At 72.9% G+C, this 22,393-nt stretch carries 16 protein-coding genes; 12 read left to right on the top strand and 4 right to left on the bottom strand.

The features are described 5' to 3' along the window. Nucleotides 1–321: 321 nt before the first annotated feature. Together AB0D28_RS16825 and AB0D28_RS16830 are read left to right on the top strand one after the other, a co-directional pair. Nucleotides 322–1,443 (top strand): cytochrome P450, encoded by a 1,122-nt coding sequence (locus AB0D28_RS16825; protein ID WP_269705211.1) that lies wholly within the window; start codon nucleotides 322–324, stop codon nucleotides 1,441–1,443. Then, nucleotides 1,440–2,414: a PLP-dependent lyase/thiolase gene (locus tag AB0D28_RS16830; protein ID WP_269705212.1), complete on the top strand. Its 975-nt coding sequence runs from the start codon at nucleotides 1,440–1,442 to the stop codon at nucleotides 2,412–2,414. Before AB0D28_RS16825 ends, AB0D28_RS16830 begins: the two co-directional genes overlap by 4 nt. Nucleotides 2,415–2,421: 7 nt before the next feature. On the opposite strand, the gene AB0D28_RS16835 is transcribed toward AB0D28_RS16830, so the two are convergent. The 3 genes from AB0D28_RS16835 to AB0D28_RS16845 are packed head-to-tail and all read right to left on the bottom strand — an operon-like array spanning nucleotide 2,422 to nucleotide 10,839. Beyond that, complete coding sequence (locus AB0D28_RS16835; RefSeq protein WP_269705213.1) at nucleotides 2,422–3,687, bottom strand: aminotransferase class III-fold pyridoxal phosphate-dependent enzyme; 1,266 nt, start codon at nucleotides 3,685–3,687, stop codon at nucleotides 2,422–2,424. A gap of 46 nt (nucleotides 3,688–3,733) precedes the next feature. Further along, nucleotides 3,734–3,997 carry a phosphopantetheine-binding protein gene (locus AB0D28_RS16840; RefSeq protein ID WP_269705214.1) on the bottom strand — a complete coding sequence of 88 codons (264 nt, stop codon included), beginning with the start codon at nucleotides 3,995–3,997 and terminating at the stop codon, nucleotides 3,734–3,736. Further along, complete coding sequence (locus AB0D28_RS16845) at nucleotides 3,994–10,839, bottom strand: non-ribosomal peptide synthetase (protein WP_269705215.1); 6,846 nt, start codon at nucleotides 10,837–10,839, stop codon at nucleotides 3,994–3,996. Before AB0D28_RS16845 ends, AB0D28_RS16840 begins: the two co-directional genes overlap by 4 nt. A 135-nt stretch (nucleotides 10,840–10,974) precedes the next feature. Here AB0D28_RS16845 and AB0D28_RS16850 point away from each other — a divergent pair, with 135 nt between their 5' ends. The 5 genes from AB0D28_RS16850 to fabG (AB0D28_RS16870) are packed head-to-tail and all read left to right on the top strand — an operon-like array spanning nucleotide 10,975 to nucleotide 15,298. Further along, the gene (locus AB0D28_RS16850; RefSeq protein WP_269705216.1) at nucleotides 10,975–12,099 is read left to right on the top strand and encodes an acyl-CoA dehydrogenase family protein; all 1,125 of its coding nucleotides are present in this window, start codon (nucleotides 10,975–10,977) and stop codon (nucleotides 12,097–12,099) included. 1 nt (nucleotide 12,100) lies between these two features. Continuing rightward, nucleotides 12,101–13,006: an acyl-CoA dehydrogenase family protein gene (locus AB0D28_RS16855; protein ID WP_269705217.1), complete on the top strand. Its 906-nt coding sequence runs from the start codon at nucleotides 12,101–12,103 to the stop codon at nucleotides 13,004–13,006. Further along, nucleotides 13,003–13,764 (top strand): 3-oxoacyl-ACP reductase FabG, encoded by a 762-nt coding sequence (gene fabG / locus AB0D28_RS16860; RefSeq protein ID WP_269705218.1) that lies wholly within the window; start codon nucleotides 13,003–13,005, stop codon nucleotides 13,762–13,764. Before AB0D28_RS16855 ends, fabG (AB0D28_RS16860) begins: the two co-directional genes overlap by 4 nt. A 27-nt stretch (nucleotides 13,765–13,791) precedes the next feature. Next, entirely contained in the window at nucleotides 13,792–14,535 is a 744-nt protein-coding gene (locus tag AB0D28_RS16865; RefSeq protein ID WP_269705219.1) for a glucose 1-dehydrogenase, read from the top strand. Next, on the top strand, nucleotides 14,522–15,298 hold the full coding sequence (gene fabG / locus AB0D28_RS16870; RefSeq protein ID WP_269705220.1) for a 3-oxoacyl-ACP reductase FabG: 777 nt from the start codon (nucleotides 14,522–14,524) through the stop codon (nucleotides 15,296–15,298). The genes AB0D28_RS16865 and fabG (AB0D28_RS16870) overlap by 14 nt, the downstream gene beginning before the upstream one ends. On the opposite strand, the gene AB0D28_RS16875 is transcribed toward fabG (AB0D28_RS16870), so the two are convergent. Then, nucleotides 15,276–17,183, bottom strand: coding sequence for a cobalamin-dependent protein (locus AB0D28_RS16875; RefSeq protein WP_269705221.1), 1,908 nt, complete (start codon nucleotides 17,181–17,183; stop codon nucleotides 15,276–15,278). The genes fabG (AB0D28_RS16870) and AB0D28_RS16875 overlap by 23 nt on opposite strands. 132 nt (nucleotides 17,184–17,315) lie before the next feature. On the opposite strand from AB0D28_RS16875, the gene AB0D28_RS16880 reads away from it, so the two are divergent. The 5 genes from AB0D28_RS16880 to AB0D28_RS16900 are packed head-to-tail and all read left to right on the top strand — an operon-like array spanning nucleotide 17,316 to nucleotide 22,386. Continuing rightward, a complete protein-coding gene (locus tag AB0D28_RS16880) occupies nucleotides 17,316–18,383 on the top strand; it encodes a M20/M25/M40 family metallo-hydrolase (RefSeq protein WP_357386625.1) in 1,068 nt (355 codons plus the stop codon). A 5-nt stretch (nucleotides 18,384–18,388) separates the two neighbouring features. Continuing rightward, nucleotides 18,389–19,243, top strand: coding sequence for a lysine biosynthesis protein LysX (gene lysX, locus AB0D28_RS16885; protein WP_269705223.1), 855 nt, complete (start codon nucleotides 18,389–18,391; stop codon nucleotides 19,241–19,243). Between the two features lie 31 nt (nucleotides 19,244–19,274). Further along, nucleotides 19,275–20,597: a DegT/DnrJ/EryC1/StrS family aminotransferase gene (locus AB0D28_RS16890; protein ID WP_269705224.1), complete on the top strand. Its 1,323-nt coding sequence runs from the start codon at nucleotides 19,275–19,277 to the stop codon at nucleotides 20,595–20,597. Beyond that, a complete protein-coding gene (locus AB0D28_RS16895) occupies nucleotides 20,594–21,427 on the top strand; it encodes a transketolase (RefSeq protein ID WP_269705225.1) in 834 nt (277 codons plus the stop codon). The genes AB0D28_RS16890 and AB0D28_RS16895 overlap by 4 nt, the downstream gene beginning before the upstream one ends. Continuing rightward, nucleotides 21,424–22,386, top strand: a complete 963-nt coding sequence (locus tag AB0D28_RS16900) for a transketolase C-terminal domain-containing protein (RefSeq protein ID WP_269705226.1) — start codon at nucleotides 21,424–21,426, stop codon at nucleotides 22,384–22,386. The genes AB0D28_RS16895 and AB0D28_RS16900 overlap by 4 nt, the downstream gene beginning before the upstream one ends. Nucleotides 22,387–22,393 lie beyond the last annotated feature (7 nt).

Here is a 22,393-nt window from a genome sequence, read left to right on the forward strand (position 1 = left end):
AGCCTGCCGGTGCGCTACGCCGTGGCGGGGGAGCGGTACGTCGTGCTTGTCGGCGACGCCTCGATGTACCGCTCGGTGAACACATGCCGGCGCCATCTGTCCGACCATTGGTTCGACGAGTGGCGTGACTTTCCACCGATTCACTCCATGCGGGCCTGCTGCCCGCCGACCGGTGGGTGCGGCGGACCGCGCTGGATCGTGGGTCTTCAATGGCGCAGGCGATACCGATAGGGTTGCCACCACGGTGCGACGGGGGCGGGGTGGAGCGTGGTCGTGCACTACAACCCATACGATCCGGCGACTCACGCGGATCCCTATCCGGTGTATGCGCGGCTGCGCGCCGAGGCACCGGTCTATCGCAACGACGAGCTGGACTTCTGGGCCCTGTCGCACCACGCGGACGTGGCCGCCGGCTACCTCGACCACGTCCGCTTCTCCAACGTCAACGGCAACACCATCGAGCCGGCCAGTTGGGGGCCGAACGCCTGGCGGTACGCGTCGGTGCTGGGCATGGATCCGCCCCGGCACACGAACGTCCGGATGCCCGTCTACCGCGCGCTCAACCAGCGATTGAGCGAGATCGAGCCGGCCGTGCGTGACCTCGTCCGGGCCCGGCTCGACGCGGTGCTGCCCTCCGGTGAGTTCGACTTCGTGACAGACTTTGCCGCGACGTTCCCGATCGACGTGATGTCGCTGGTCATCGGCATTCCGGCCGGTGATCGTGAGCTTATTCGGCGGTTGGCCGAGGCGGTCGTGGCACGCGAGGAGGGCTCGCACGACGTGCCCATCGTCGCGCTCGAGGCGACGCTGGAGCTGATGGACTACTACACCGCCCTGGTCAGGAGGCGGCGCGAGGAGCGCGGCGACGATCTCGTCTCCCGGGTGCTCGACGACGTGGACCGTGGCGCCGGTATCACCGACGAGGAACTGGTGGCGTTCCTTAACCTGATCACCGCGGCGGCCAACGACACCATCATCCAACTGCTCAGCCAGGCGTGGTACTGGGCGAGCCGTTACCCGCGGCAGCGGGAGATCGCTTTCGCCGGTGAGATCGAGGGCTGGATCGAGGAGACACTGCGGTTCGACAACCCGAACCAGTTCGCCGCCCGCACGGCAGCCGTCGACATCCCGCTGCACGACGCGGTCATCCCGGCCGGCGGCCGGGTCCTCCTGCTGACCGGTTCGGCCAACCGCGACCCGGCGGTGTTCCCCGACGGCGACGACTACGACCTGCGCCGCAACACCTCCAGCAAGCTCAGCTTCGGCAACGGGCGACACTTCTGCCTCGGGGCCCGGCTCACTCGACTGGAAGCCCGTGTCGCGCTGGAGGAGCTGGTCGCCAGCGTCGCCGACTTCGAGATCGACGAGGCGGGCGCGCGGCTGGTCGTGATGGCCGAGGCCCGTGGCTTCGCGGCCCTGCCGACCTCGGTCCAGCTGCGATGAGCGACCTGGACCTGGAGCTGAACCTGGACCGCGTCGCCGAGGCGACCCGGATGGTCGATCCGGTGTTCCGCGACTCCCCCCAGTTCGTCGACGACCGCCTGTGCGCCGCGATCGGACGGGAGGTGCTGGTCAAGGTGGAGACGGTCAACCCGGTCGGCAGCTTCAAAGGCCGCGGCGCGTCGTACCTGGCGCACCGGGTGGCCCGGCGTCATGACCGCGCCGCGCCCACCCTGGTCTGCGCGACCAGCGGCAACTTCGGGGTGGCGGTGGCCTACGCCGGCCGGGCGCACGGGCTGGGCGTGCATGTCTTCGTCCCGCCCGACGTCAACCCCGCCAAGCGCGCACGGATGGTCGCCTGCGGCGCCGAGGTACGGGCCGTCACCGCGTGCGACACCGACTCCGTGGAACGGACGCTGCGCGACCACGTCGGCGCCGAACCGGGCCGGATGCTGGTCACCGGCGGTGAGCCGGAGATCGCCGAGGGAGCCGCCACCATCGGCGCCGAGCTGCTGACCAGGGCGGGGAACCTGGACGCGGTGGTGCTGCCGGTCGGCGGCGGTGCTCTGGTCACCGGCGTGGCGCTGTGGTTCGCGGCGCACTCGCCGCGTACCCGGATCATCGGCGCCTGCGCGGCCGGCTCACCGGCGGTCGCCGCCAGCTGGCGGGCCGGGCACCCGGTGTCCGGCGCCGTCGAGACCATCGCCGAGGGGATCGCCGTCGATCGGCCTCACCCTGCGGCGGTCCGTCGGTTGCGGGCGTTCGTACACGACATGGTGCTGGTCGACGACGCGGCGATCCTGCGGGCCACCAGCCTGATCGCCGGCACGCTGGGCCTGCTGGTCGAGCCGACCGGCGCCGTCGGGCTGGCTGCGGTCGCGGCCGGCGCCGGCCCTGGCCGCCGGGTCGCTACCGTGCTGACCGGCGGTGCCCCGCGTCCGGAGCTGCTTCCGGCGCTTCTCGGCCTGGGCTGATCGCGGCTCAGAACAGGACGGCGATGTCGTCCAACGCCAGGTCCAGGGCGAGCAGGATTTCGTCGATCTCGGCGGGCTCGATGATCAGCGGTGGAATGATCATGATCGCCGGCCACAGCGCGAGCGTGGAGACGAGAACCCCGCGCGCCTCCATCGCCAGCCGGAGATGATTGGTGGCCGCCTCCTCGACCGGCTTTCCGTCAGAGTGGCCCAGCTCGACCGCGTACATCAAGCCGGAGCCCCGGACCGCGGTGATCCGTGGGTGTCGCGAGGACAGCGCGAGCAGGCCCGCGTGCAGCTGTTCACCGCGCGCCGTCACATTGTCCAGCAGGCCTTCCTTGGCCAACGTCTCGATCACCGCGATGGAGGCGGCCAGCGCCAGTGGGTGGCCGTCGTTGGTGGAACCGATGAAGAACTGCCGGGTGTAGGGCAGGTCGTAGAGCTGCGCGAAGATCTCGTCCGACAGCACGACTGCGGCGAGCGGCGCGTACCCGGAGGTCAGTCCCTTACCGAGCAGGAGGATGTCGGAGTCGACGTCCAGTTGCCCGGTGCGGGTGAATGCGCCGGTGCGCCCCATGCCGGTGGTCACCTCGTCCACGACGAAGTGGATCCCTCGCGCGCGGCAGAACGCGGCCAGCGAGCGCAGGTAGTCTGCGCCGAGAACGTGGCCGCCCTCGCCGACGATCGGCTCCACCACCACCGCGGCGACCCGCTCGGGCCCGTAGTCCTCGATGGTGCGCTCCAGGTCGCTGCGCGATCCGTCACCCATCGGCTCGAACGGGCCGGGCGCGTGGCGCACGTCCGGCAGCAGTGGTCCGGCCTGCCGGTGGACGTAGGGCAGGCCGGTGAGCGCGCCACCGGCGGCGCCGAGTCCGTGGAAGCCACGCCACATGCCGAATACCGCCGTCCGGTCCGGCTGGCCGGCCGCCCGGTGCAGGAACCGGGACAGCAACATCGCCGTCTCGTTCGCCTGGGAGCCGTTGCTGCAGTACCGAACCTTCTTCAGATTCGGCGGAAGGTGCGGGAGAAGGGCGTTGGCGGCCGTCACCGCGATCTCTGCCGGCCGGCCGTAGCCGATCAGATTGGCGTACGGGAGCGCGTCGACCTGCCGCTTGATCGCTTCGCGGACGGCCGGGTGGTCGTAGCCGAGGGTGACGTTCCACAGCCCGGACCGGGCGTCCAGGAACCACCGCCCGCCACTGTCGCGCACCCGGACCCCGCGCCCCTCGGTCAGCATGACCGACGGGGACAGGGTCTTCAGGTACGCGTTCATCGCCGGACTGTTCCACAACGGATAGTCGTCCGCTTCGATCACCGGCTCAGCCCTTCTGCGCGACCAACTCGTCGATCGCCTTGGCCAGCTCGACCGCGGTCGGGTTCTCGAAGATCAGCATGAGCGGTAGTTCGACCGCGAACTCCTCGCGCAGCTTGTAGGTGGACAGCGTGGCCGACATCGAGTTGCCGCCGATGGCGAAGAAGTCGTCGTCGCCGGCGATGCTGTCCCTCTTCAGAACGCCGGACCAGATCCGCAGCACGGTCTGCTCGGTACCGGCACCGGGGCCGGCGGTCGGTTCGGTGGTCATGGGTGTCCTCCTGCGGCATGGTTGGTATGGGTTGGTCTCTCCGGGCTCGCCAGGACGGTGTCCAGGAGTGCCCGGTAGCTCTCGGCGAACGCCGCGACCGTGGTCGCGTCGTACAGGTCGGTGCTGAACTCGACGGTGCCGTCGACCCCGTCGTCGCCGCGCACGACCGTCACATCGAGATCGAACTTGACTGTTCCGTTGTGGACCTCGACGGTCTCGGCCTCGATGCCCGGCAGGTCGAGCCCGCGCCCGCGGTCGTCACGCACCGAGAAGATCACCTGGAACAACGGGGAATGATTCGGTCCGCGGGTGGGGTTGAGGCCCTCCACCACGGCCTCGAAGGGCACGTCCTGATGGGCGAAGGCGGCGAGCGTGACCTCCTGAACCCGGCGCAGCGCGGCGGCGAACGCCGGGTCGCCGCCCAGGTCGACCCGCAGCACCACGGTGTTGGCGAAGAACCCGATGAGCGGGGCGGTCTCCGGGCGCAGGCGCCCGGACACCGGCGTCCCGATTGCCAGGTCGCTCGCCCCGCTGGCCTCGGCCAGCACGGTGAACAGCGCGGTGACCAGCACCATGAACTCGGTGACCCGGTGCTGCCGGGCGAACTCGGCGAGCCGGACCGCCCCGGCCGCGGGCAGCACCGGGAAGCGCAGCTGGTCACCGCGGCCGGAGGGGCGGCGCGGCCGGGACCGGTCGGGCGGCAGTGTCACCAGCGGGACCCCGGCCAACTGCCGCCGCCAGTAGGCCAGGTCGGACGGGCGGGTGGCGGGGACGATGTCACGGGCCTGGGCCGGCAGTGGCGGCAGCGGCCGACCGAGGTAACCGGCGCGCAGTTCGTCCCACAGCACGCCGACCGACCAGCCGTCGAACGCCGCATGGTGCACGGTCAGCGCCAGCAGGTGCTCACGGGGCGCGACGCGGACCAGGCGCACCCGGATCAACGGCCCGGTCGCGAGCGGGATCGGCTCTGCCGCGTCCGAGGCGGCCGCCTTCTCGGCGACCCGGCGGGCCTCGGCCAGTGGCCGGTCCGACACGTCGTCGACGACCGGCGCCACACACCCCGGCTCGCGGACCCGCTGGACCGGCCCGTGCTCGTCCTCCAGCACGAAGGCCGAGCGCAGTACCTCGTGCCGCGTGACCGTCCGGGTCACCGCGGCGCAAAGTGCCTCGACATCGAGTTCGCCGCTCAGGCGGACGACCAGCGGTACGTTGTAGGCGGGCACACCGGGCCGTAGCTGGTCCAGGAACCAGAGCGCGCGCTGGCCGGGCGTCAGCGGCGCCGGACGGCCGCCGGGAACGCGTGCCACCGCCGGCCCGGCCGGGACCGGGTCGGCGTGCCGCCGGTCGAGTTTGGCCGCGAGCTCCGCCACGGTCGGATGCCGGAACACCGTGATCAGCGGCAGCTCCACCCCGAACGCGTCGCCGACCAGGGCGGCCATCCGTGTCGCCAGCAGCGAGTTGCCACCGACGGCGAAGAAGTCGTCGCGGGCGCCCACCCGATCGCGGCCGAGGACCCGCGACCACACCTCGGCCACGCGGATCTCGGCCCCCGTGCGCGGCGGCAAGTGTTCTGCCGTCCGGTCGACGTCCTGCCCGCGGCGGCGCAGCGCCTCGCGGTCCACCTTGCCGGTGGTGGTCAGCGGCAGCGCGTCGGTGCGAATCCAGGCGGTGGGCACCATGAAGGACGGCAGCCGTTCTCGCAGGTGGGCAACCAGCACGGCCGGCTCCTCGGCCGTCACCACGTGCGCGACCAGCTCGGTCGTCAGCCCGTCGCCGCGGGGAAGGACGAACGAGTCATGCACGGCCTGATGCCGGTTCAGCTCGGCTACGATCTCACCCGGCTCGATCCGAAACCCGCGTATCTTGAGCTGGTCGTCGACCCGGCCGAGGAACTCCAGCACGCCATCCGTGGTCCACCGGACGAGATCGCCGGTCCGGTAGAGCCGCTCGCCGGGCGCCCCGAACGGGTCCGCGACGAACCGTTCGGCCGTCCGGCCCGACTGCCCGTGGTAGCCGCGCGCCAGGCCGGCGCCGCCGATGTACAGCTCACCGGCGATGCCGGCCGGCACGTGCCGCAGCCGCACGTCCAGGACGTGGACGCGGGTGCCACCGATCGGCCGTCCGATCGGTATCGAGGTCGCGTCGGTGGTGGCGGCCACCGGGTGGGTGGTGGCGAAGGTCGTGGTCTCGGTCGGCCCGTACCCGTTGACGATGAGCAGGTGCGGATGCGCGGCCGCGAGCCGTCGGATGTGCGGGACGGACAACGCCTCACCGCCGGTGATCAGCAGCCGCAGGGGAGCCAGGGCGGCTGGGACCGTGTCGACGACGAGATTGGTGAGCGCTGCGGTGAGCCACAGCACGCTCACCGCCTCGCGGCGTAGCAGCTCGCCCAGCCCTCCCGGGTCGACCGCGCCGGGCGGGTGGACCACCAGCCGGCCACCGTGGCTGAGCGGCGCCCAGACCTCCAGCGTGGACGCGTCGAACGCCACCGGCGCGAGCATCAGGAACGTGTCCTCGGCGCCGATGCGAAGCTGGTCGAGACCGCGCACCAGCCGGGTCACCGCGCGGTGCGGCACCGCCACGCCCTTGGGTCGGCCGGTGGAGCCGGAGGTGTACATGAGGTAGGCGAGATCATCCGGGTCGGGCCGAGCCGGGGGAGCGTCCGTGAGGAAGCCGGGCTCCTCCGTGGGCGGCTCGTCGAGCAGGATCTGAGGCGTCCCGTCGGGCAGCACGCCGGCCAGTGACCGCTCCGTGACCACCACCGCCGCACCACTGTCGGCCAGCATGAACCCGACCCGGGCCGGCGGGTAGGTCGGCTCGATCGGCACGTAGGCCGCGCCCGACTTCAGGACGGCCAGCAGCGTGACGATCAAGTCCGCGCCCCGGTTCAGGCAGACGCCGACCCGGCGGCCCGGGCCGACCCCGTCCCGGTGCAGCCGCTGGGACAGCCGGTGCGCCGCGGCGTCGAGTTCGCCGTAGGTCAGCGTGCGCCCCACGTCCACCACGGCGACCGCGTCTGGTCGGGCCGCGGCGTGCGCCGCGACCAGCACGTCGACCGTCGGCGCGGCGACCTCTCCGAGACCGCTACCGGCGACGAGCAGCTCGTCGCGCTCGGCGGCGGAGAGCAGCCCGAGCCGGGAAATCCGCTGATCCGGCCGGGCTAACCCGTCGGCCAGCAGCGTGCGGTAGTGCCCGGCCACCCGGACCGCGGTCGACCGGTCGAACAGGGCGGTCCGGTAGACGAGGCTGCCGGTGAGCCGGCCGTCGGCACCCTCCTGCACCACCAGGGACAGGTCGAACTGGCTGGCCGGGGCGGCGACCGGCACCGGTCGGGTGCGCAGGCCGGCCAGTCGTAGGCGGGCGCCCGGCTCCTCATAGCTCTGGAAGGTGACCTGGAAGAGTGGGTTGCGGCCCAGGTCGCGCGCCGGTTCGAGGTGCTCCACCAGCCGCTCGAACGGAAGCTCCTGGTGCGCGAACGCGGACAGCGCGGTGTCCTTGACCGCGTCGAGCAGGTCGCGGAACGTCGGGTCGGCCGTGCAGTCCTGGCGCAGCACCACCATGTTCGCGATGAGCCCGACGGTCCGGTCGAGTTCCGGTCGGCTGCGGTTGGCGACCGGTGTGCCGATGACCACGTCGCCGGTACGCGAGTATCGGGCGAGCAACGCCACGAATGCGGTGAGCAGCGTCACGAACAGCGTGGTGCCCGCCTCGCGGCTGATCGCCCGGGCCCGCTCGGTCACCTCTGCCGCCACCTCGAAGCGCACGGTGTCGCCGCCGTGGTGTGGCACCGTCGGCCTGGGACGGTCCAGCGGCAGCTCGACGGTGGGCGGGAGGCCGGCGAGTCGTTCGCGCCAGTAGGCCAGCTGGTCGTCCAGCGCGCCGCTGGCCAGCCGTTCCCGTTCCCACCAGGCGAAGTCGGCGTACCGTGCGTCCGGCGCCGGGAGGGCCGCGTCGGCCGCCAGGTATTCGTGGCTGAGCTCCTCGAAGAGCACCTCGGTGGACCGGGCGTCCGAGGCCAGGTGGTGGACCACGAGGCAGAGCACGTGCTCGTGGGCGCCGAGCCGGATCAGGGCGACCCGCATCAGCCGCCCGGCGCCCAGGTCGAACGGCCGGGACCACAGCTCGCGCAGCACCTCCGGCAACCGGTCGACGTCGGCCAGCTCGACCTGCTCCCAGTCCAACGAGCCGGTGGGATCCACCCGGAGCGAAGGGATCCCGTCCTGGACGGTGATCCGCGTGCGCAGCATCTCGTGCCGACGGACCAGGGACTCGGCCGCCCGCCGCAGCGCCCGCGGATCGAGCGGCCCCAGCATGAGGTGGGCCTCCAGCACGTGGAAGGCCGCCGGGTCCGCGCCGAGCCGGTCGAGGAACCAGAGCCCGCGCTGCCCGGCCGACAGCGGCACCTCCGCCCCCTCGGGGGCCCGGACCAGACGGCCGGTGTCCGCACCCGTGCCGACCAGTGTGGACAACGTCGCCGGGGTCGGCTCCCGCAGGAACCGCAGGACCGGCACGTCGACCCCGAGCTCCTGACGTACGCGGTTCAGCAGGCGGATGACCTGCAGGCTCGTACCGCCGGCGGCGAAGAAGTCGGCGGTCTCGGCCGGCTCCGGCAGTGGTTGTCGCAGGCACTCCTCGAACAACCGAAGGACGGTGGCGGCGATGCCGTCGGCCGGCCCGGCCGTCGACGGCGCGGCGGCCTGGGCGGGGGAGGCCGACGCCAGCGCGGTCCGGTCGATCTTCCCGTTGACGTTGAGAGGAATCGCGGCCACCTGGACGAGCCGGCCGGGCACCATGTACCCGGGCAGGCGCTCGCCGAGGTGGCGGCGCAGTGCGGCCACGTCCAGGTGCCGGTCGGCCACCAGATAGGCGGAGAGCCGTTCGTTGGCGAGGTCGGCCACGGCCCGGCGGACGCCCGGGTACGCAGCCAGCGCGGCCTCGATCTCGCCCAGCTCGACCCGCTGACCGTGCACCTTGGCCTGGCGGTCGCGGCGACCCACGAAGATCAACTCGCCGGCCCCGTCCTGGCGGACCAGGTCGCCGGTGCGGTAGAGCCGGGCTCCGGGCGGCCCGAACGGGTCGGCGACGAACGCCGCCGCGGTCGCTGCCGGATCGCCCAGGTAACCGCGGGCCAGGCCGGCGCCGCCCAGATAGAGTTCGCCGATCGCGCCCAGCGGCACCGGTCGTAACCGACCGTCGAGTACGTGGGCCCGGTGCTGGTCGACGGGCCGGCCGATCGGCGGCGCGGACCGCAGCTGGGCGGGACAGTCGTGGTAGATGACGCCGATGGTTGCCTCGGTCGGTCCGTACCCGTTCACGACCCGCCGCCGCGCCGTCCGCCAGCGGGCGACCAGCGACGCCGGGAACGCCTCACCGCCGACCGAGGCGATGCGCAGATCCGGGAAGCGGTCGGCGTCCATCGACTCCATCAGGGCCGGTGGCAACTCGGCCACGGTGATCCGGTCGCGTTCGAGCACACGCGACAACTCCTCGAGGGAGAGCCGCTGCGCATCGTCGACCGGCCAGACCGAGGCGCCGGTGAGCAGCGCGGTGAACACCTCCTGCACCCACACGTCGAAGCCGGGGGAGGCGTACTGCAGGATGCGGTCCGCCGGCGTCAGGGCGAAGAGCCGGGCCATCGCCCGCACGAAGTTGACGACCGGAGCGTGGGGCACGACCACGCCCTTCGGCGTGCCGGTGCTGCCGGAGGTGTGGATGACGTACGCCGCGTTGCGCGCGTCGACCGGCCCGGCCGGTCGAGCGTCGTCGGCAGCGGCGATCTGCCCCGCGTCGGTGTCGAGGTCGACCACCGGCCGGCCGGCCAGCTGCGCGGCCAGCCGGCCGTCGGTGACGGTGGTCTTCACGGCGGCCCGGTCGAGCAGCGCCGAGACCCGGGCGGGCGGAGTGTCCGGGTCGAGCGGGACCCAGGCCGCGCCGGCGTAGAGCACGCCGAGGCAGGCGATCACCCAGCGCGGGTCGCCACGGCCGATCAGTATGCCGATCCGGTCCTCGGGGCCGGCCGCGACCGTGGCGTGCAGGTACTGGCCCAACCGGCGGGCCTCGGTGGCCAGCCGGGCGTAGCTGAGCGGGCCGACGGCCGGGTGGTCGGGATGGCGAGCGACGGTCGCCTCGAACAGGTCCACCAGCGTGCCCCCGTCGGACGGCTGCGTGGCCCCGGTCCATGGCGGCACCTCGCTCGGCCCGGGCAGTGGCACCTCGAGAACCGGGGTGTCGGGCTGTTGCTCGAGGGTGCGCGCGCAGTGGCGCAGGAACCGGACGACGGTGTCGTGGTCGTGCCGGTCGGCGTCGAACTCGGCCGTCAGCCGGCCGGCGGCCGGGAGCGCCTCGATGACCAAGCCGTCGGCGATCCCGTCGTCGAGCAGGTCGCCGGGCGTCCGCAGCCGTACGGTCACCGGCCGGGGGGTCGTACCGGGTGCCGGGGCCACGTCGGTCAGCCGGGCGGCGATCGTGGCCAGCGTGTCGCCCCGCTCGATCGTCACGTCCAGTCCGCCGCGCACGGCCCGGCCACCGGTGCGGCGGACCAGCCCGATCGCGACCCGTGGCCACCCGGTGTACCGGCTCAGTGTGGCGACCACCGCCGCGAGCAGCGGACCGGGATCGGTGCCGGCGGGAATCGCCGTCACGCAGCGCATCCGGCGCGGTGGCGGCGCGGGGCCGGTCGCGGTTGCCTCGGGAAAGCGGGTGGGCCGGTCCGCCGTGGTGGCCGCTCTGGTGGGGCCGGGCGGTGGCGCGGCGATGGCGTGGATCCGGCAGAGGAACGCGTCGCGCCTGCTCGCCAGCGAGTCGCGCGCTGGTGGCGCCGCCCGCTTGATGACGCGAGACATCCCGCCCGGTCTCCTCCCCGCAGAAGACAACACAGGGAGTCTATCCCGCCGCTCAGGTCACCATCTACCTCCGCAAATATTTACATTATTGCTATGATCGGCGGGCGACGTCGACGGGGGAATAGGCGGTGGCGCATGGACTTCAGCCCCACGGCCTCGGACGTGGAGTTCCGCGACCGGGTCCGCGCCGTCCTCGCGGCGCCGGAGGCGATCGAGCTTCTCGCCGACCTCGCCCACCCCGACCCCGGTGAGCGCGACGAGCGGCCGCTCTATCGGTTCCTCGGCGCGGCGGGCCTGCTGGCCCCGCACTGGCCCCGAGGCTACGGCGGCGGTGGTGGCGACGCGCGGTGCGGCGTCATCGCCCTCGAGGAGCTGATGCGGGCCGGCATCCCGGACACCCTGCTGGTCAACAGCATCCTGACGGTTGGTCAGTTGATCCTGTCGTGCGGCCGCGACGACCAGCGCGACGACCTGCTGCCGCGGCTCGCGCGCGGCGAGATCTTCGCCAGCATCCTTTACACCGAGCCCGGCGCCGGCTCCGACCTCGGCGCCTTGACCACGGCCGCCGAGCCGGTGACCGACGGGTTCCGGATCACCGGCAGCAAGGCGTTCAACCTGAGCGAACGCTGCGACGTCGGGCTGTGTGCGGCCCGCACCTCGCCCGCCTCGACCCGGTACGACGGTCTCAGCCTCTTCCTGGTCGACCTCCGCGCGCCCGGCGTCCGGATCGAACGGATGCCGAGCCTACCCGACGAGCAGTTCACCCTCGTCCACCTCGACGGCGTCGCGGTCGACCAGGCCGCCCTGATCGGCGCACTCGACGACGGGTTCGCGCTGCTGACCCGCGCGCTCGCGTTCGAGCGCACCGGCTTCGACTTCGCGCTGCGCGCCGCCCGCTGGTTCGACCTGGCCGGTCGGGCCACCCCTGACGATCCCGACGAACTGGAGCGGACCGGACGCTACGGTGCCGGGGTGGCCGCCGCCCGGCTGCTGGCCTGGCAGGCCTCGCTGGCTGTCGCAGGCGGCGATGCCGACCCGACGCGGGCTCCGGTCGCCAAGTGGTACGGCAGCGAACTCGCCGCCGCTGTCGCGACGTGGGCGCTGTCGCGGCACGGCCTCGACGACGACGGACGGCTCCCGGTCGACGTCGACCGGGCCTACCGGGAGGCGCCGGGCCTCACGCTGGCCGGCGGCACCTCCGAGATGATGCTGCGCACGTTGGCCGAGCAGTTGACCGATGCCGTGGCGGCGGAAGGCTGACATGGATCTCGAGCTCGACCCGGATCAGCTGGCCCTCGGCCGGGCGGTGGGCGGGGAGCTGGACCGGTTCGGCGACGACCAGCTCCCGGGCCCGGTCCACGACCGCCTCGCCGGCCTGCAGCTGTACGCGCTGGAGGCCCCGGCCGCCGCCGGCGGCCTGGAGCTGGGGCTGGGGTATGCCGTTGTGGTCTGCGACGAGCTGGGCCGCCGGGTCGCGCCGGACGGGTACCGCGCCGCCGCGCTCCTCCTCGACCTACTCGGCGGCCAGGACGCGGCGCTGGCCCGGGACCGGGGTGCGGCGGTCGTCGCCGGCACGGTGCGGGTGGCGCTGTCGGGCGGCACGGACGACGCCGACGTGGTGGTGGCGGTGGACGGCGCGGGCGCGTTGCGGGCGGTGCATCGGCGGTCGGGCGCCCTCTGGGCCGAGGTCGCCGGCACCGGCCCGGCCGGCCGGCCGCCCCGTCCGCTGTACCGGGCCCGGGTGCGGCAGGCCGCCTACCTGTCCGGGTTGGCGGCCCGGGCGCATCGGCTGGCGGTCGAGCGGGCGGCCCAGCGCCACCAGTTCGGGCAGGCCCTGCTGAGCCACCAGGCGATCGCCTTCTCGCTGGCCCGGCAGCTCGCGCACTTGAGAGCCGCGCGACTGCTGGTGCACGAGGCGGCCTGGCGTGACGACACCGGGGCGCCGGCCGGGCTGGCCGCCACCCGCGCGCTGGCCTACGCGAGTGAGCTGGCCCTCGAGATCACGGCCGCAGCGGTGCACGTGCACGGCGCGCTCGGCCTGACCGGATCGGCGCCGGTCCACCGGTACTACCGGGCGGCGGCCGTGGAAGCGCTGCGGTTCGGTCGCCCGGCCGAGCTGTGGCGTGCCGCTGGCCGGTGGGAGCGGTCGGCAGAGGAGGCAGGATGAGCACAGCAGCGAGGGTCGCGGTGGTGACCGGCGGTGGACGCGGCATCGGTGCCGCGACCGCGGTTCGGCTGGCCGAGGACGGACACGCGGTGGCCGTCGTGGACCGCGACGCCGAGGCGTGCGCGGAGGTCGCGGCGCGGATCGCCGCCGCCGGTGGGCGGGCACTCGGGATCGCCGCCGACGTCAGCGATCACGGGGACGTCACGGCCGCGGTCGCCCGGATCGCGGACGAACTCGGCCCGCCGGTCATCCTGGTCAACAACGCCGGCCTGACCCGGGACGCGCCAATCGAGGAGCTGACCGAGGACGACTGGGACGAGGTGATGGCAACCAACCTGCGTGGCGCCTTCCTCGTCACCCGCGAGGTCCGCCCGCATCTCGGTGGCGAGCGGTGGGGCCGGATCGTCAACATCTCCAGCATGGCCGCGCTCGGCACCCGCAACCAGGCGAACTACTGCGCGGCCAAGGCCGGCATCCAGGGCCTCACCAGGGCACTGGCTTTGGAACTCGGCCCCGAGGGCATCACGGTCAACGCGGTGGCCCCCGGGTACATCGCGACGCAGATGACCGCGACGAACGCGGCGAACCTTGGGGTCAGCTTCGACAAGCTGCAACGCGTGGTGGCCGCGCAGACGCCGTTGCGCCGGGTCGGCCAGCCCGAGGACGTCGCCTGCGCCGTCGCGTTCCTGGTCAGTGAGGGGGCCGGCTTCATCACCGGGCAGGTGATCGCGGTCTCCGGCGGCCTGATGCCGGGCTGAGCGGCCCAGGAGGGAACGGTGGAGCGGATGAACGGAATCCTCAGCGGACAGACGGCGCTGGTAACCGGCGGCTCGCGGGGCATCGGGCGAGCCGTCGTGCAACGGCTGGCCCGCGACGGCGCCGCGGTCGCCTTCAGCTACCGCACCCGCGAGGACCTGGCCGACCAGCTCGTCGCCGAACTCACCGAGGCGGGCGCCCGGGCCTGCGCGATCCGCGTCGATCTGACCGACCTGACCGCTGTCCGTGGCCTGTTCGCCGCGGCCGAGGAGCGCCTGGGAGGCCTGGACATGCTAGTCAACAACGCGGGGGAGACACGGGTCGCGAGTATCGCGGACAGCACCGAGGAGGATTTCGACCGTCTCATGGCGGTGAACGTCAAGGCGGCATTCTTCCTGATCCAGGAGGCGGCCCGCCGGATGCGCCGGGGCGGCCGCATCGTGAACATCTCCTCAACCAACACCGTGCTCCACGCGCCCGGCATCGCCCTCTACGCGGCGAGCAAGGCGGCCCTCGAGCAGCTCACCCTGGTCGCCGCGCGGGAGCTGTCATTACGGAGGATCACCGTCAACACGGTCTCGCCGGGCCCGGTGGACACCGACATGCTGCGCGCCTCGCAGCCGGTGGAGGCGTTGGACATGGCCGCCGCGATGACGCCGCTGCGCCGGCTGGGCCAGCCGGCCGACGTGGCCGACGTGGTCGCGTTCCTGGTCGGGTCGGACGCCCGATGGCTGACCGGGCAGAACCTGCGGGCCGCCGGTGGCCTCGCCTGATGCCGGCCCGCCGCAGCGGGTCGCGATCGTCACCGGCGCGGCCCGGGGCATCGGCGCCGCCACCGCCGCGCGGCTGGCGGCCGACGGCCTCGCGGTGGCGGTCCTCGACGTCGATGCGGCCGGTTGCGCCCAGGTCGTCGCGGACATCACGGTGCGCGGTGGCCGGGCGCTGCCGGTGCCGGGCGACGTGACGGACCCGGTCCAGGTGCGCGCCGCCGTCGCTGCCGTCGCCGAGCGGCTCGGGCCACCCACCGTCGTGGTCAACAACGCCGGAGTGATCCGGGACGGCCCGCTGGCCGAGATGACCGACGACGACTGGGACGTCGTCCAGGCGGTCAACCTGCGCGCGGCGTACCTGATGTGCCGGGAGGTTCGCCCCTACCTGGTGGGCGGTACGGGCGGCCGGATCGTCACCCTGTCCAGCGTGGCCGCCGTGCTGGGCAACCGCGACCAGGCGAACTACGCGGCGGCGAAGGCCGGCGTGCTGGGGCTGGTGCGCGGGCTTGCCCTGGAACTCGGGCCGTTCGGGGTGACCGTGAACGCGGTCGGACCGGGCTACATCACGACCGAGATGACGCGGGCGGCGGCCGGCCGGCTCGGCGTCGACTTCACGGAGCTGCAGCGGATGGTCGCGGCGCAGACGCCCGTCCGCCGGGTGGGCCGGCCGGAGGACGTCGCCCACGCCGTCGCGTTCCTGGTGAGCCCGGACGCCGGCTACATCACCGGCGAGGTGCTGCACGTCAATGGCGGGGTGTTTCGCTGAGCGTCGCCGCGGGCGTCCACTCCGGCAGCATCTCCCGCAGGTGCAGCGTCATGCCCTGGCAGTAGGAGATGTTGTCGTCGAGCGTGCGGTGCCGCAGGTAGGGCAGCTTGTGGCGGACCGGGTGGCGCAGCAGCAGTGGCCCGTCGACCGCCCGGCCGCCCATGTCGAGCTCGCTGAGCAGGCTGCCGACCAGCTCCGGGGTGGTGACCTCGAACCCGTCGTCGCGAGGGCGCACGTCCAACTCGGTGAACGGGTAGTCGGGCATGGCCGGGGTTTCCCGGTAGATGTACGGGCGGGCCAGGAGGTCCAGCTCGAACATGGCGCGAGCGTCGGCGTCGGACCAGAACGGCTGTGTGCGTACGAAGTCGGTCAGCAGCCGGGTGAAGTGGTCGCGTTCCGCGTGCAGCGTCAGGTGCGCCAGCCGGCCACCGTTGAGCAGGTAGTAGTTGCCCAGCCCATGCACCGACTCGTCGATGAACCGGCAGATCGGCGAGTCCGCCACCCGCCCGGCAAAGTAGCGGGCGGCCTCGGCGTAGAGGTCTCCGAAGGTGATCTGGCCGCTGCGATCCAGGTGATTCGCCAGGTAGTAGAGGCCGCGGAGGCTGTACAGCGCGTGGACCGCGTAGTAGAGGGCGGACCCCTCGTGATAGTCGTCCTCGGTGACCCACCTGGTCCCGACCACGATGTCGGCCTCGGCCACGACATCGTCCACCCGGCGCAGACTGATCCCGTAGCGCTCCCGGTTCTCGTAGATCGGGGTGTTGTGCAGCAACATCTGCGGATACACCAGGATGGTGTCGGCACGGGCGCGGGCGAGCGCGGTGATGCCCTCGCGGAACGACGCAACGGTCTCGCCGGGCAGCGGCCAGATCATCTCGATGTACGAGCTGATGTTCTGCTCGCGCAGCGTGCGTTGCAGGGCGGTGTAGGTCTCGGCGCGGATGTTGCTGCGATCGATGAGCTTCAGCACGCCGGAGTCCATCGTCTGCAACGAGATCGGCTGGCTGGTCAGCATGCCGCCCTGGACCAGCAGCTTGGTGATCTCGGCAACCCGCTCGGGCTTGTTCTTGGCCGCGTTCATCGAGATCACCATCGGGAACCCGGTGCGCTCGCGGCACGCCAGCATGTGCCGGGTGAACTCGACGTCGCGCGGGGCCATGCCCCAGTTGGCATCGGCGAGGAAGATCGTCACGCAGCCGGTCTCGCTCATCCACGTGATGTCGTCCAGCACCCGCTCGGTCTCGAACCGGTTGACCTTCGCGTTGGTGGCCGCGCCCCAGAAACAGAACCCGCAGTTGTATGGGCAGCCACGGTTGGTCTCCAGGATCGCGAACGTGTACTTCCCCGGCTCGTAGAGCCCGCTGGTGTACGGCGACGGGATCTCGGAGAGTTCCTTGATGCGCTCGGGCCGTTCGGTGGTGACCAGTTCGTCGTCCCGCCAGAAGCTGATTCCCGGCACCGCGGACAGGTCCGGCTCGTCGTTCAGCAGCTCCCGCAGGTAACGCTGGAAAGTCTTCTCGCCTTCGCCGTTGCAGACGACCACGTTGGGCAGCCGATCGGGCACGTACTCGTGGGCGTGGCTCATCACCTGCGGACCGCCCAGGATGCACCGGGCGTCCGGCCGGCGCGCGAGCAACTCCGCGAGCAGCCAGCGGACCAGGCCCATGTTCCACACGTAGCAGCTGAAGCCGTAGACGGCGCTGTTTAGGGCGACGAGATCGGCGAGCACCGCGTCCCGGTCGAGGGTCACCGGACCGTCGTAGATCCGGAACTCGTAGCCCGAGTCGACCTCGGGATCGAGCCGGGCGTAGCCGCACAGGTAGCCAGAGGCCAACGGAACGATCTTCTCGAAGGCCGTCAGCTCGACCAGCGTGACCATCTTCATCGCGTATTACCCCGCCCCCGTCGGCCGGTCCCCGTAGCCCCTACGTTAGCGGCCGTCGATGGGAGAGTCCATTGGCGAACGCCACTGTACGATCGGGGATCACCACGGCTCGCGCAGGCGATGGGGGAGGTCGTGACAGTACGGGTCACACCGGCGACGGTGCTTCGCCGCATGGTGGAGATCTACTCTCCGACCGGTGCCGAGGACGAGTTGGCCGACTACGTCGTGCGGGTGGCCCGGCAACTGGGCCTGGCGGCGCACCGCGACGAGGCGGGCAACGCGGTGGCGGTCGCGGGCGACGCCGGGCCGACCGTGATGATGCTCGGCCATCTGGACACCGTGCCCGGCCGGCTGCCCGTGTGCGAGCGCGAGGGCGTGCTGTACGGCCGGGGCGCGGTCGACGCGAAGGGCGCGCTGGCCGCCATGCTCTGGGCGGCGGCCGGGTCGCTCCGCGCCGGCACGCACCGGGTGGCCGTGGTCGGCGCGGTCGGCGAGGAGGGCGACTCGCCCGGTGCCCGGCACCTGCTGACGGGCCCGCGCCCGGACGCGGTGATCGTGGGCGAGCCGAGCGGATACGACACCGTCGTGGTCGGCTACAAGGGAATCCTGCGGCTGCGGCTGGAGGTGACGCGTCCCCCCGTGCACAGCAGCCGCCCGGACGCCAAGGCGATCGAGGTCGCGGCCGACTTCTGGCAGGACGCGCGGGCCTGGCTGTCCGCCCGGCACCCGACCGGCAGCGCTTTCCACCGGGCCATCCCGACCCTGGTCGGGCTGCACGGCGACGCGCGGCGCGCGACCCTGCGCCTGTCCTGCCGTACGCCGCCCGGCTTCGACGTCGAGGCGGCCCTCGGCTGGCTGCGCGAGCGGGCCGCCGGCGACCGGCTCACCGTGGTCGAGCGGATGCCGGCGGTTCGGTCCTCCCGGGCCGACCCGGTGGCGTCGGCGCTGGCCGGCGCGATCCGGGACCGGGTCCGTCCACCGGCAACCAGGCTGAAGCTCGGCACCTGCGACATGAACGTGGTCGCCCCGGCCTGGTCGGTGCCGATCGCGGCCTACGGCCCGGGCGACGCGCGACTCGACCACACCGAGGAGGAGCGCATCGACCTGGCCGAGTTCACCGCGTCGATCGGGGTGCTGGCCGATGCGGCGGGTCGGGTCGCCCGCGCGGTGGCCCACGACCGGGCGGGCGGACCGTGGTGACGCCGGTGCTGGCCCTGCTGGCGTCGCGGATCCGGGCCGAGGAGAAGTGGCTCATGGCCGCGCTCGACCAACGCCGGGTCGCGTTCGACCCGCTCGATCCCCGACGGCTGACGTTCCGTCACGAGTCCACCGGGCCGGCCGACCGCCCGCCCTACCGGGTCGCGTTCCTTCGGGAGATCTCCCACCACCGCGCGCTCTACGCCGCCCGCCTGCTCGAACACGCCGGCGTGCCGGTGGTCAACCCGTCCCAGGCGGTGGCGGTCTGCGGCGACAAGGTACAGACGACGCTCGCCCTGCGCGCCGCCGGCGTACCGACACCGCGCGGCATGGTCGCACTCACCACCGAGGCGGCGCTGGCCGCGCTCGACGAATTCGGCTACCCGTGCGTGGTGAAGCCGCTGGTCGGCTCCTGGGGGCGGCTGGTCGCCCGGTTGGACGGCCCGGAGGTGGCCCGAGCCGTGCTGGAGCACCGCGCCGCACTGCCCAACCCCCAGCACGCCATCACCTACGTGCAGGAGTACGTGGACAAGCCGGGCCGCGACATCCGTGGCCTGGTCGCCGGCGACGAGGTGATCGGCGCGGTGTACCGGGTCGCGGCCGACTGGCGTACCAACACGGCCGGCTCGGCCGTGACCCGTCCGTGCCCGCTCGACGACGAGCTCGACCGCCTGCTGCGGGCCGCAGCCGCGGCGATCGGGCCGGGGTTCTACGGCATCGACGTGATGGAGGACCGGGACGGCCGCCGCTACGTCAACGAGATCAACCACACGCCCGAGTTCCGCGGCGCGGCCGAGGTCCTGGGCACCGACGTGGCCGTCCGCTACGTCGACTACGTGACGAGCCTGCTGCCACCGGACTGAGTCCGATCCGGCGAACGCGACGGGGGGTGTGATGGACCGGCTGGCGATGTTCGGTGGAAGCCGGACGGTCGTGCTGGACGACGCCGATCGAGACCGGCTCGCCTGGCCGATCGTGACCGACGCCGAGCGCGGCGCGGTCGGCCGCGTGCTGGACGGTGGTGGCTTCACGAGCGTCGGCCGCGGCGCGGCTGAGGTGGAGAGCCTGGAACGGGAGTGGGCGGAGTTCACCGGAGCCGAACACTGCGCGGCGGTCTCCTCCGGTACCGCCGCCCTGGAACTGGCCCTGGCCGCAGCGGACCTGCCTCCCGGCGCCGAGGTGGTGGTCCCCGCGCTGTCGTTCGTCGCCACCGCGTCCGCACCGGCTCAGCGGCTGCTGGTGCCGGTGTTCGCCGACATCGATCCGGTGACCTACACGCTCGACCCGGCTGCGGTGGCGGCCGCGATCACCCCGCGGACCGCCGCGATCGTCGCCGTCCACCTGCACGGGCTGCCGTGCGACATGGCAGCGCTGCGCGCGCTGGCCGACCGGCACGGGCTCTTTCTGCTGGAGGACGCCGCACAGGCGCACGGCGCAACATGGGCCGGCCGGAACGTCGGCACGCTCGGCGACGCCGCCGCGTTCAGCCTCAACGCCAGCAAGAACCTACCGACCTGCGGCGAAGGTGGCCTGGTCACCACGGGCGACCCGGTGCTGAACGAGCGGCTCGGGCGGCTGCGCCAGTTCGGCGAGCGGCCGGCCGGCGGCGGACCTCGGCGCTACATCTCCGAGGAGATCGCCGGCAACGCGAAGCTGGCGGCCGTGCAGGCCGCGTTCGCGCGGTGCCAACTCGCCCGGTTCGCCGAGCGGCGGGCCGCGCGAGCGGCGCAGGTCGCGGCGCTGCTGGACCGGCTGGCCGCGCTTCCTGGGCTGGTGGTTCCCGAGTGCCCACCGGACCGGACCCACGCGTGGCACATGCTGCGGCTGCGGATCGACCCGGCGGCGGCCGGCCACGCCGGGTTGGATGCCGGCGCGCTGCGGGCGATCCTGCAGCGAGCGTTGCGGGCCGAGGGTGTGCCGGTCCAGCCCTACCAGTCGTTGCCGCTGCCCGGCCAGCCCGCACTGCGGGACCACGCCGCGCCGGGCGGCTACCCGTGGCGACTGCCCGGGGTGTCGCAGCGACCGTACCGCGCTGAGGACCACCCGGTGACCGTCGCCCTCATCGACCGGTCGTTCACGCTGCAGCGCTGGCACCTCAACCCGGCTGCCGGGCCGGTGTTGCGACGCTGCGCGGACGCGTTCGAGAAGGTGTGGCACCACCTCGACCGGCTGGCCACGGTGGCCGCGTTGCGACGCACGGTCGAGGTGGCCCGGTGACCGCGGCGCCCGACCCGCTGCGGGCGGTGGCCGCGCGGGTCCGCCGTACCGTGCTGGACATCGCGGCCACCGAGCACGGCACGCACGTCGGTGGCAGCCTGTCCGCCGTGGACCTGCTCGTCCTTCTGTACGCCGAGGTGCTGCGGGTGCGACCGCGGGAGCCGGACTGGCCGGACCGGGACTGGTTCGTGCTGAGCAAGGGGCACGCCAGCGCCGCGCTGTACGCGGTGCTCGCCGAGCACGGGTACTTCCCACCGGAGGAGTGCCTGACCTACGGGCGACCGGGCAGCCGGCTGGCCGGGCATCCGCTGGCCAAGGTGCCGGGCGTGGACTTCCCGACCGGCTCGCTCGGACACGGGCTGTCACTGGCCACCGGCGTGGCGCTCGCGGCCAAGCGGACCGGCCGGCCGGCCCGGGCGTTCGTCCTGCTCGGCGACGGGGAGCTGCAGGAGGGTTCGAACTGGGAGGGGATCATGTCCGCGCCCGCATTCGGCCTGGACAACCTGGTGGCCATCGTGGACCGGAATCACTGGCAGATCACCGGCCGCACCGAGGACCGCATCCCGCTGGAGCCGCTGGCCGAGCGCTGGCGCAGCTTCGGCTGGACCTGCGAGGAGGTCGACGGCCACGACTTCGGCGCGTTGCGGGCGGCCATGGCCGGCGTTCCCCGGGTAGCGGCACGGCCGACCGTGCTCATCGCCCGGACCGTCAAGGGCCGCGGCGTACCGATGTTCGAGGACCGGGGAAAGAGCCACTACGTCCGGCTGACGCCGGCGCTGTACCAGCGGGCCCTGGCCGGGCTGCGGTCCCGGGAGCGGGACGCCTCGTGACCACGCCGGCACCAGCCACCCGCGACGTGTACCGCCGGACGCTGCTCGACCTGGCCCGCCGCGATCCGCGGATCTTCTGCGTGGACTCCGACATGGGCGGGCTCGAGGACACGTTCGGCGCCGAGCTGCCCGGGCAGTACGTCAACGTCGGCATCGCCGAGGCCAATCTGATGGGCGTCTGCGCCGGCCTGGCCGCGGCCGGCCTCATCCCGTTCGCCAACACGATGAGCGGGTTCGCCCTGTGGCGCGCCGGTGAGCAGTTGCGTAGCGACATCGCGGCCAACAACCTGCCGGTGCGGGTGGTGGTCACCCACGCCGGGCTGTCGGCCGGCCACTACGGCCCGTCGCACCACGCGCTGGACGACCTCGCGGTCGCCCGCACGCTGCCGAACCTTACGCTGGTGGCGCCGGCCGACGCGGTGGAGACCGAGCACGCCGTCCGGGCTGCGGTCGACCACCCCGGACCGGTGTTCATCCGGCTCGGCCGGGCCGCCACCCCCGCCGTCCACTCCCGCCCGTACCGGTTCGAGCTGGGCGTGGCCGTCGAACTCGCCGCAGGCGACGACGTCGCGATCATCGCGGCGGCCCCACGGCCGGTCGGTGTCGCGCTCGCCGCCCGCGACGAACTGGCGCGGGCTGGCGTCGCCGCGCGGGTGCTGGACATGCACACCGTCAAGCCCGTCGACCGCGCGGCGGTCGTGCGCGCCGCCCGACAGACCGCCGGCATCGTCACCGTCGAGGATCACCTGACGACCGGCGGGCTCGGCGGCGCGGTGTGTGAGGTCGTCTGCGCCGAACAGCCCTGTCGGGTGACCCGGATCGGGGCGGCGGAATCCTATCTGGACGCCGTCGCCGACGAGGAGACGTTGCTGGCCGTGGCCGGCATCACCGTTGAGCGGGTCACCGAGGCGGCCCGCGAACTGCTCGGGCACCGGGCCCGATCGGTCACCCTGCGATGAGGACCAC

Origin of the sequence: Micromonospora sp. NPDC048169 (genome assembly GCF_040652815.1) — a bacterium.
In the GTDB taxonomy this organism is placed as follows: domain Bacteria; phylum Actinomycetota; class Actinomycetes; order Mycobacteriales; family Micromonosporaceae; genus Micromonospora.

Bases quoted from the DNA above. Each gene is read 5' to 3' on its own strand.
- AB0D28_RS16850 (WP_269705216.1), top strand. From the start codon at position 10,975: ATGGACTTCAGCCCCACGGCCTCGGACGTGGAGTTCCGCGACCGGGTC.
- AB0D28_RS16865 (WP_269705219.1), top strand. From the start codon at position 13,792: ATGAACGGAATCCTCAGCGGACAGACGGCGCTGGTAACCGGCGGCTCG.
- AB0D28_RS16875 (WP_269705221.1), bottom strand. From the start codon at position 17,183: ATGAAGATGGTCACGCTGGTCGAGCTGACGGCCTTCGAGAAGATCGTT.
- AB0D28_RS16845 (WP_269705215.1), bottom strand. From the start codon at position 10,839: ATGTCTCGCGTCATCAAGCGGGCGGCGCCACCAGCGCGCGACTCGCTG.
- AB0D28_RS16830 (WP_269705212.1), top strand. From the start codon at position 1,440: ATGAGCGACCTGGACCTGGAGCTGAACCTGGACCGCGTCGCCGAGGCG.
- fabG (WP_269705218.1), top strand. From the start codon at position 13,003: ATGAGCACAGCAGCGAGGGTCGCGGTGGTGACCGGCGGTGGACGCGGC.
- AB0D28_RS16835 (WP_269705213.1), bottom strand. From the start codon at position 3,687: ATGAACGCGTACCTGAAGACCCTGTCCCCGTCGGTCATGCTGACCGAG.
- AB0D28_RS16890 (WP_269705224.1), top strand. From the start codon at position 19,275: ATGGACCGGCTGGCGATGTTCGGTGGAAGCCGGACGGTCGTGCTGGAC.
- AB0D28_RS16840 (WP_269705214.1), bottom strand. From the start codon at position 3,997: ATGACCACCGAACCGACCGCCGGCCCCGGTGCCGGTACCGAGCAGACC.
- AB0D28_RS16855 (WP_269705217.1), top strand. From the start codon at position 12,101: ATGGATCTCGAGCTCGACCCGGATCAGCTGGCCCTCGGCCGGGCGGTG.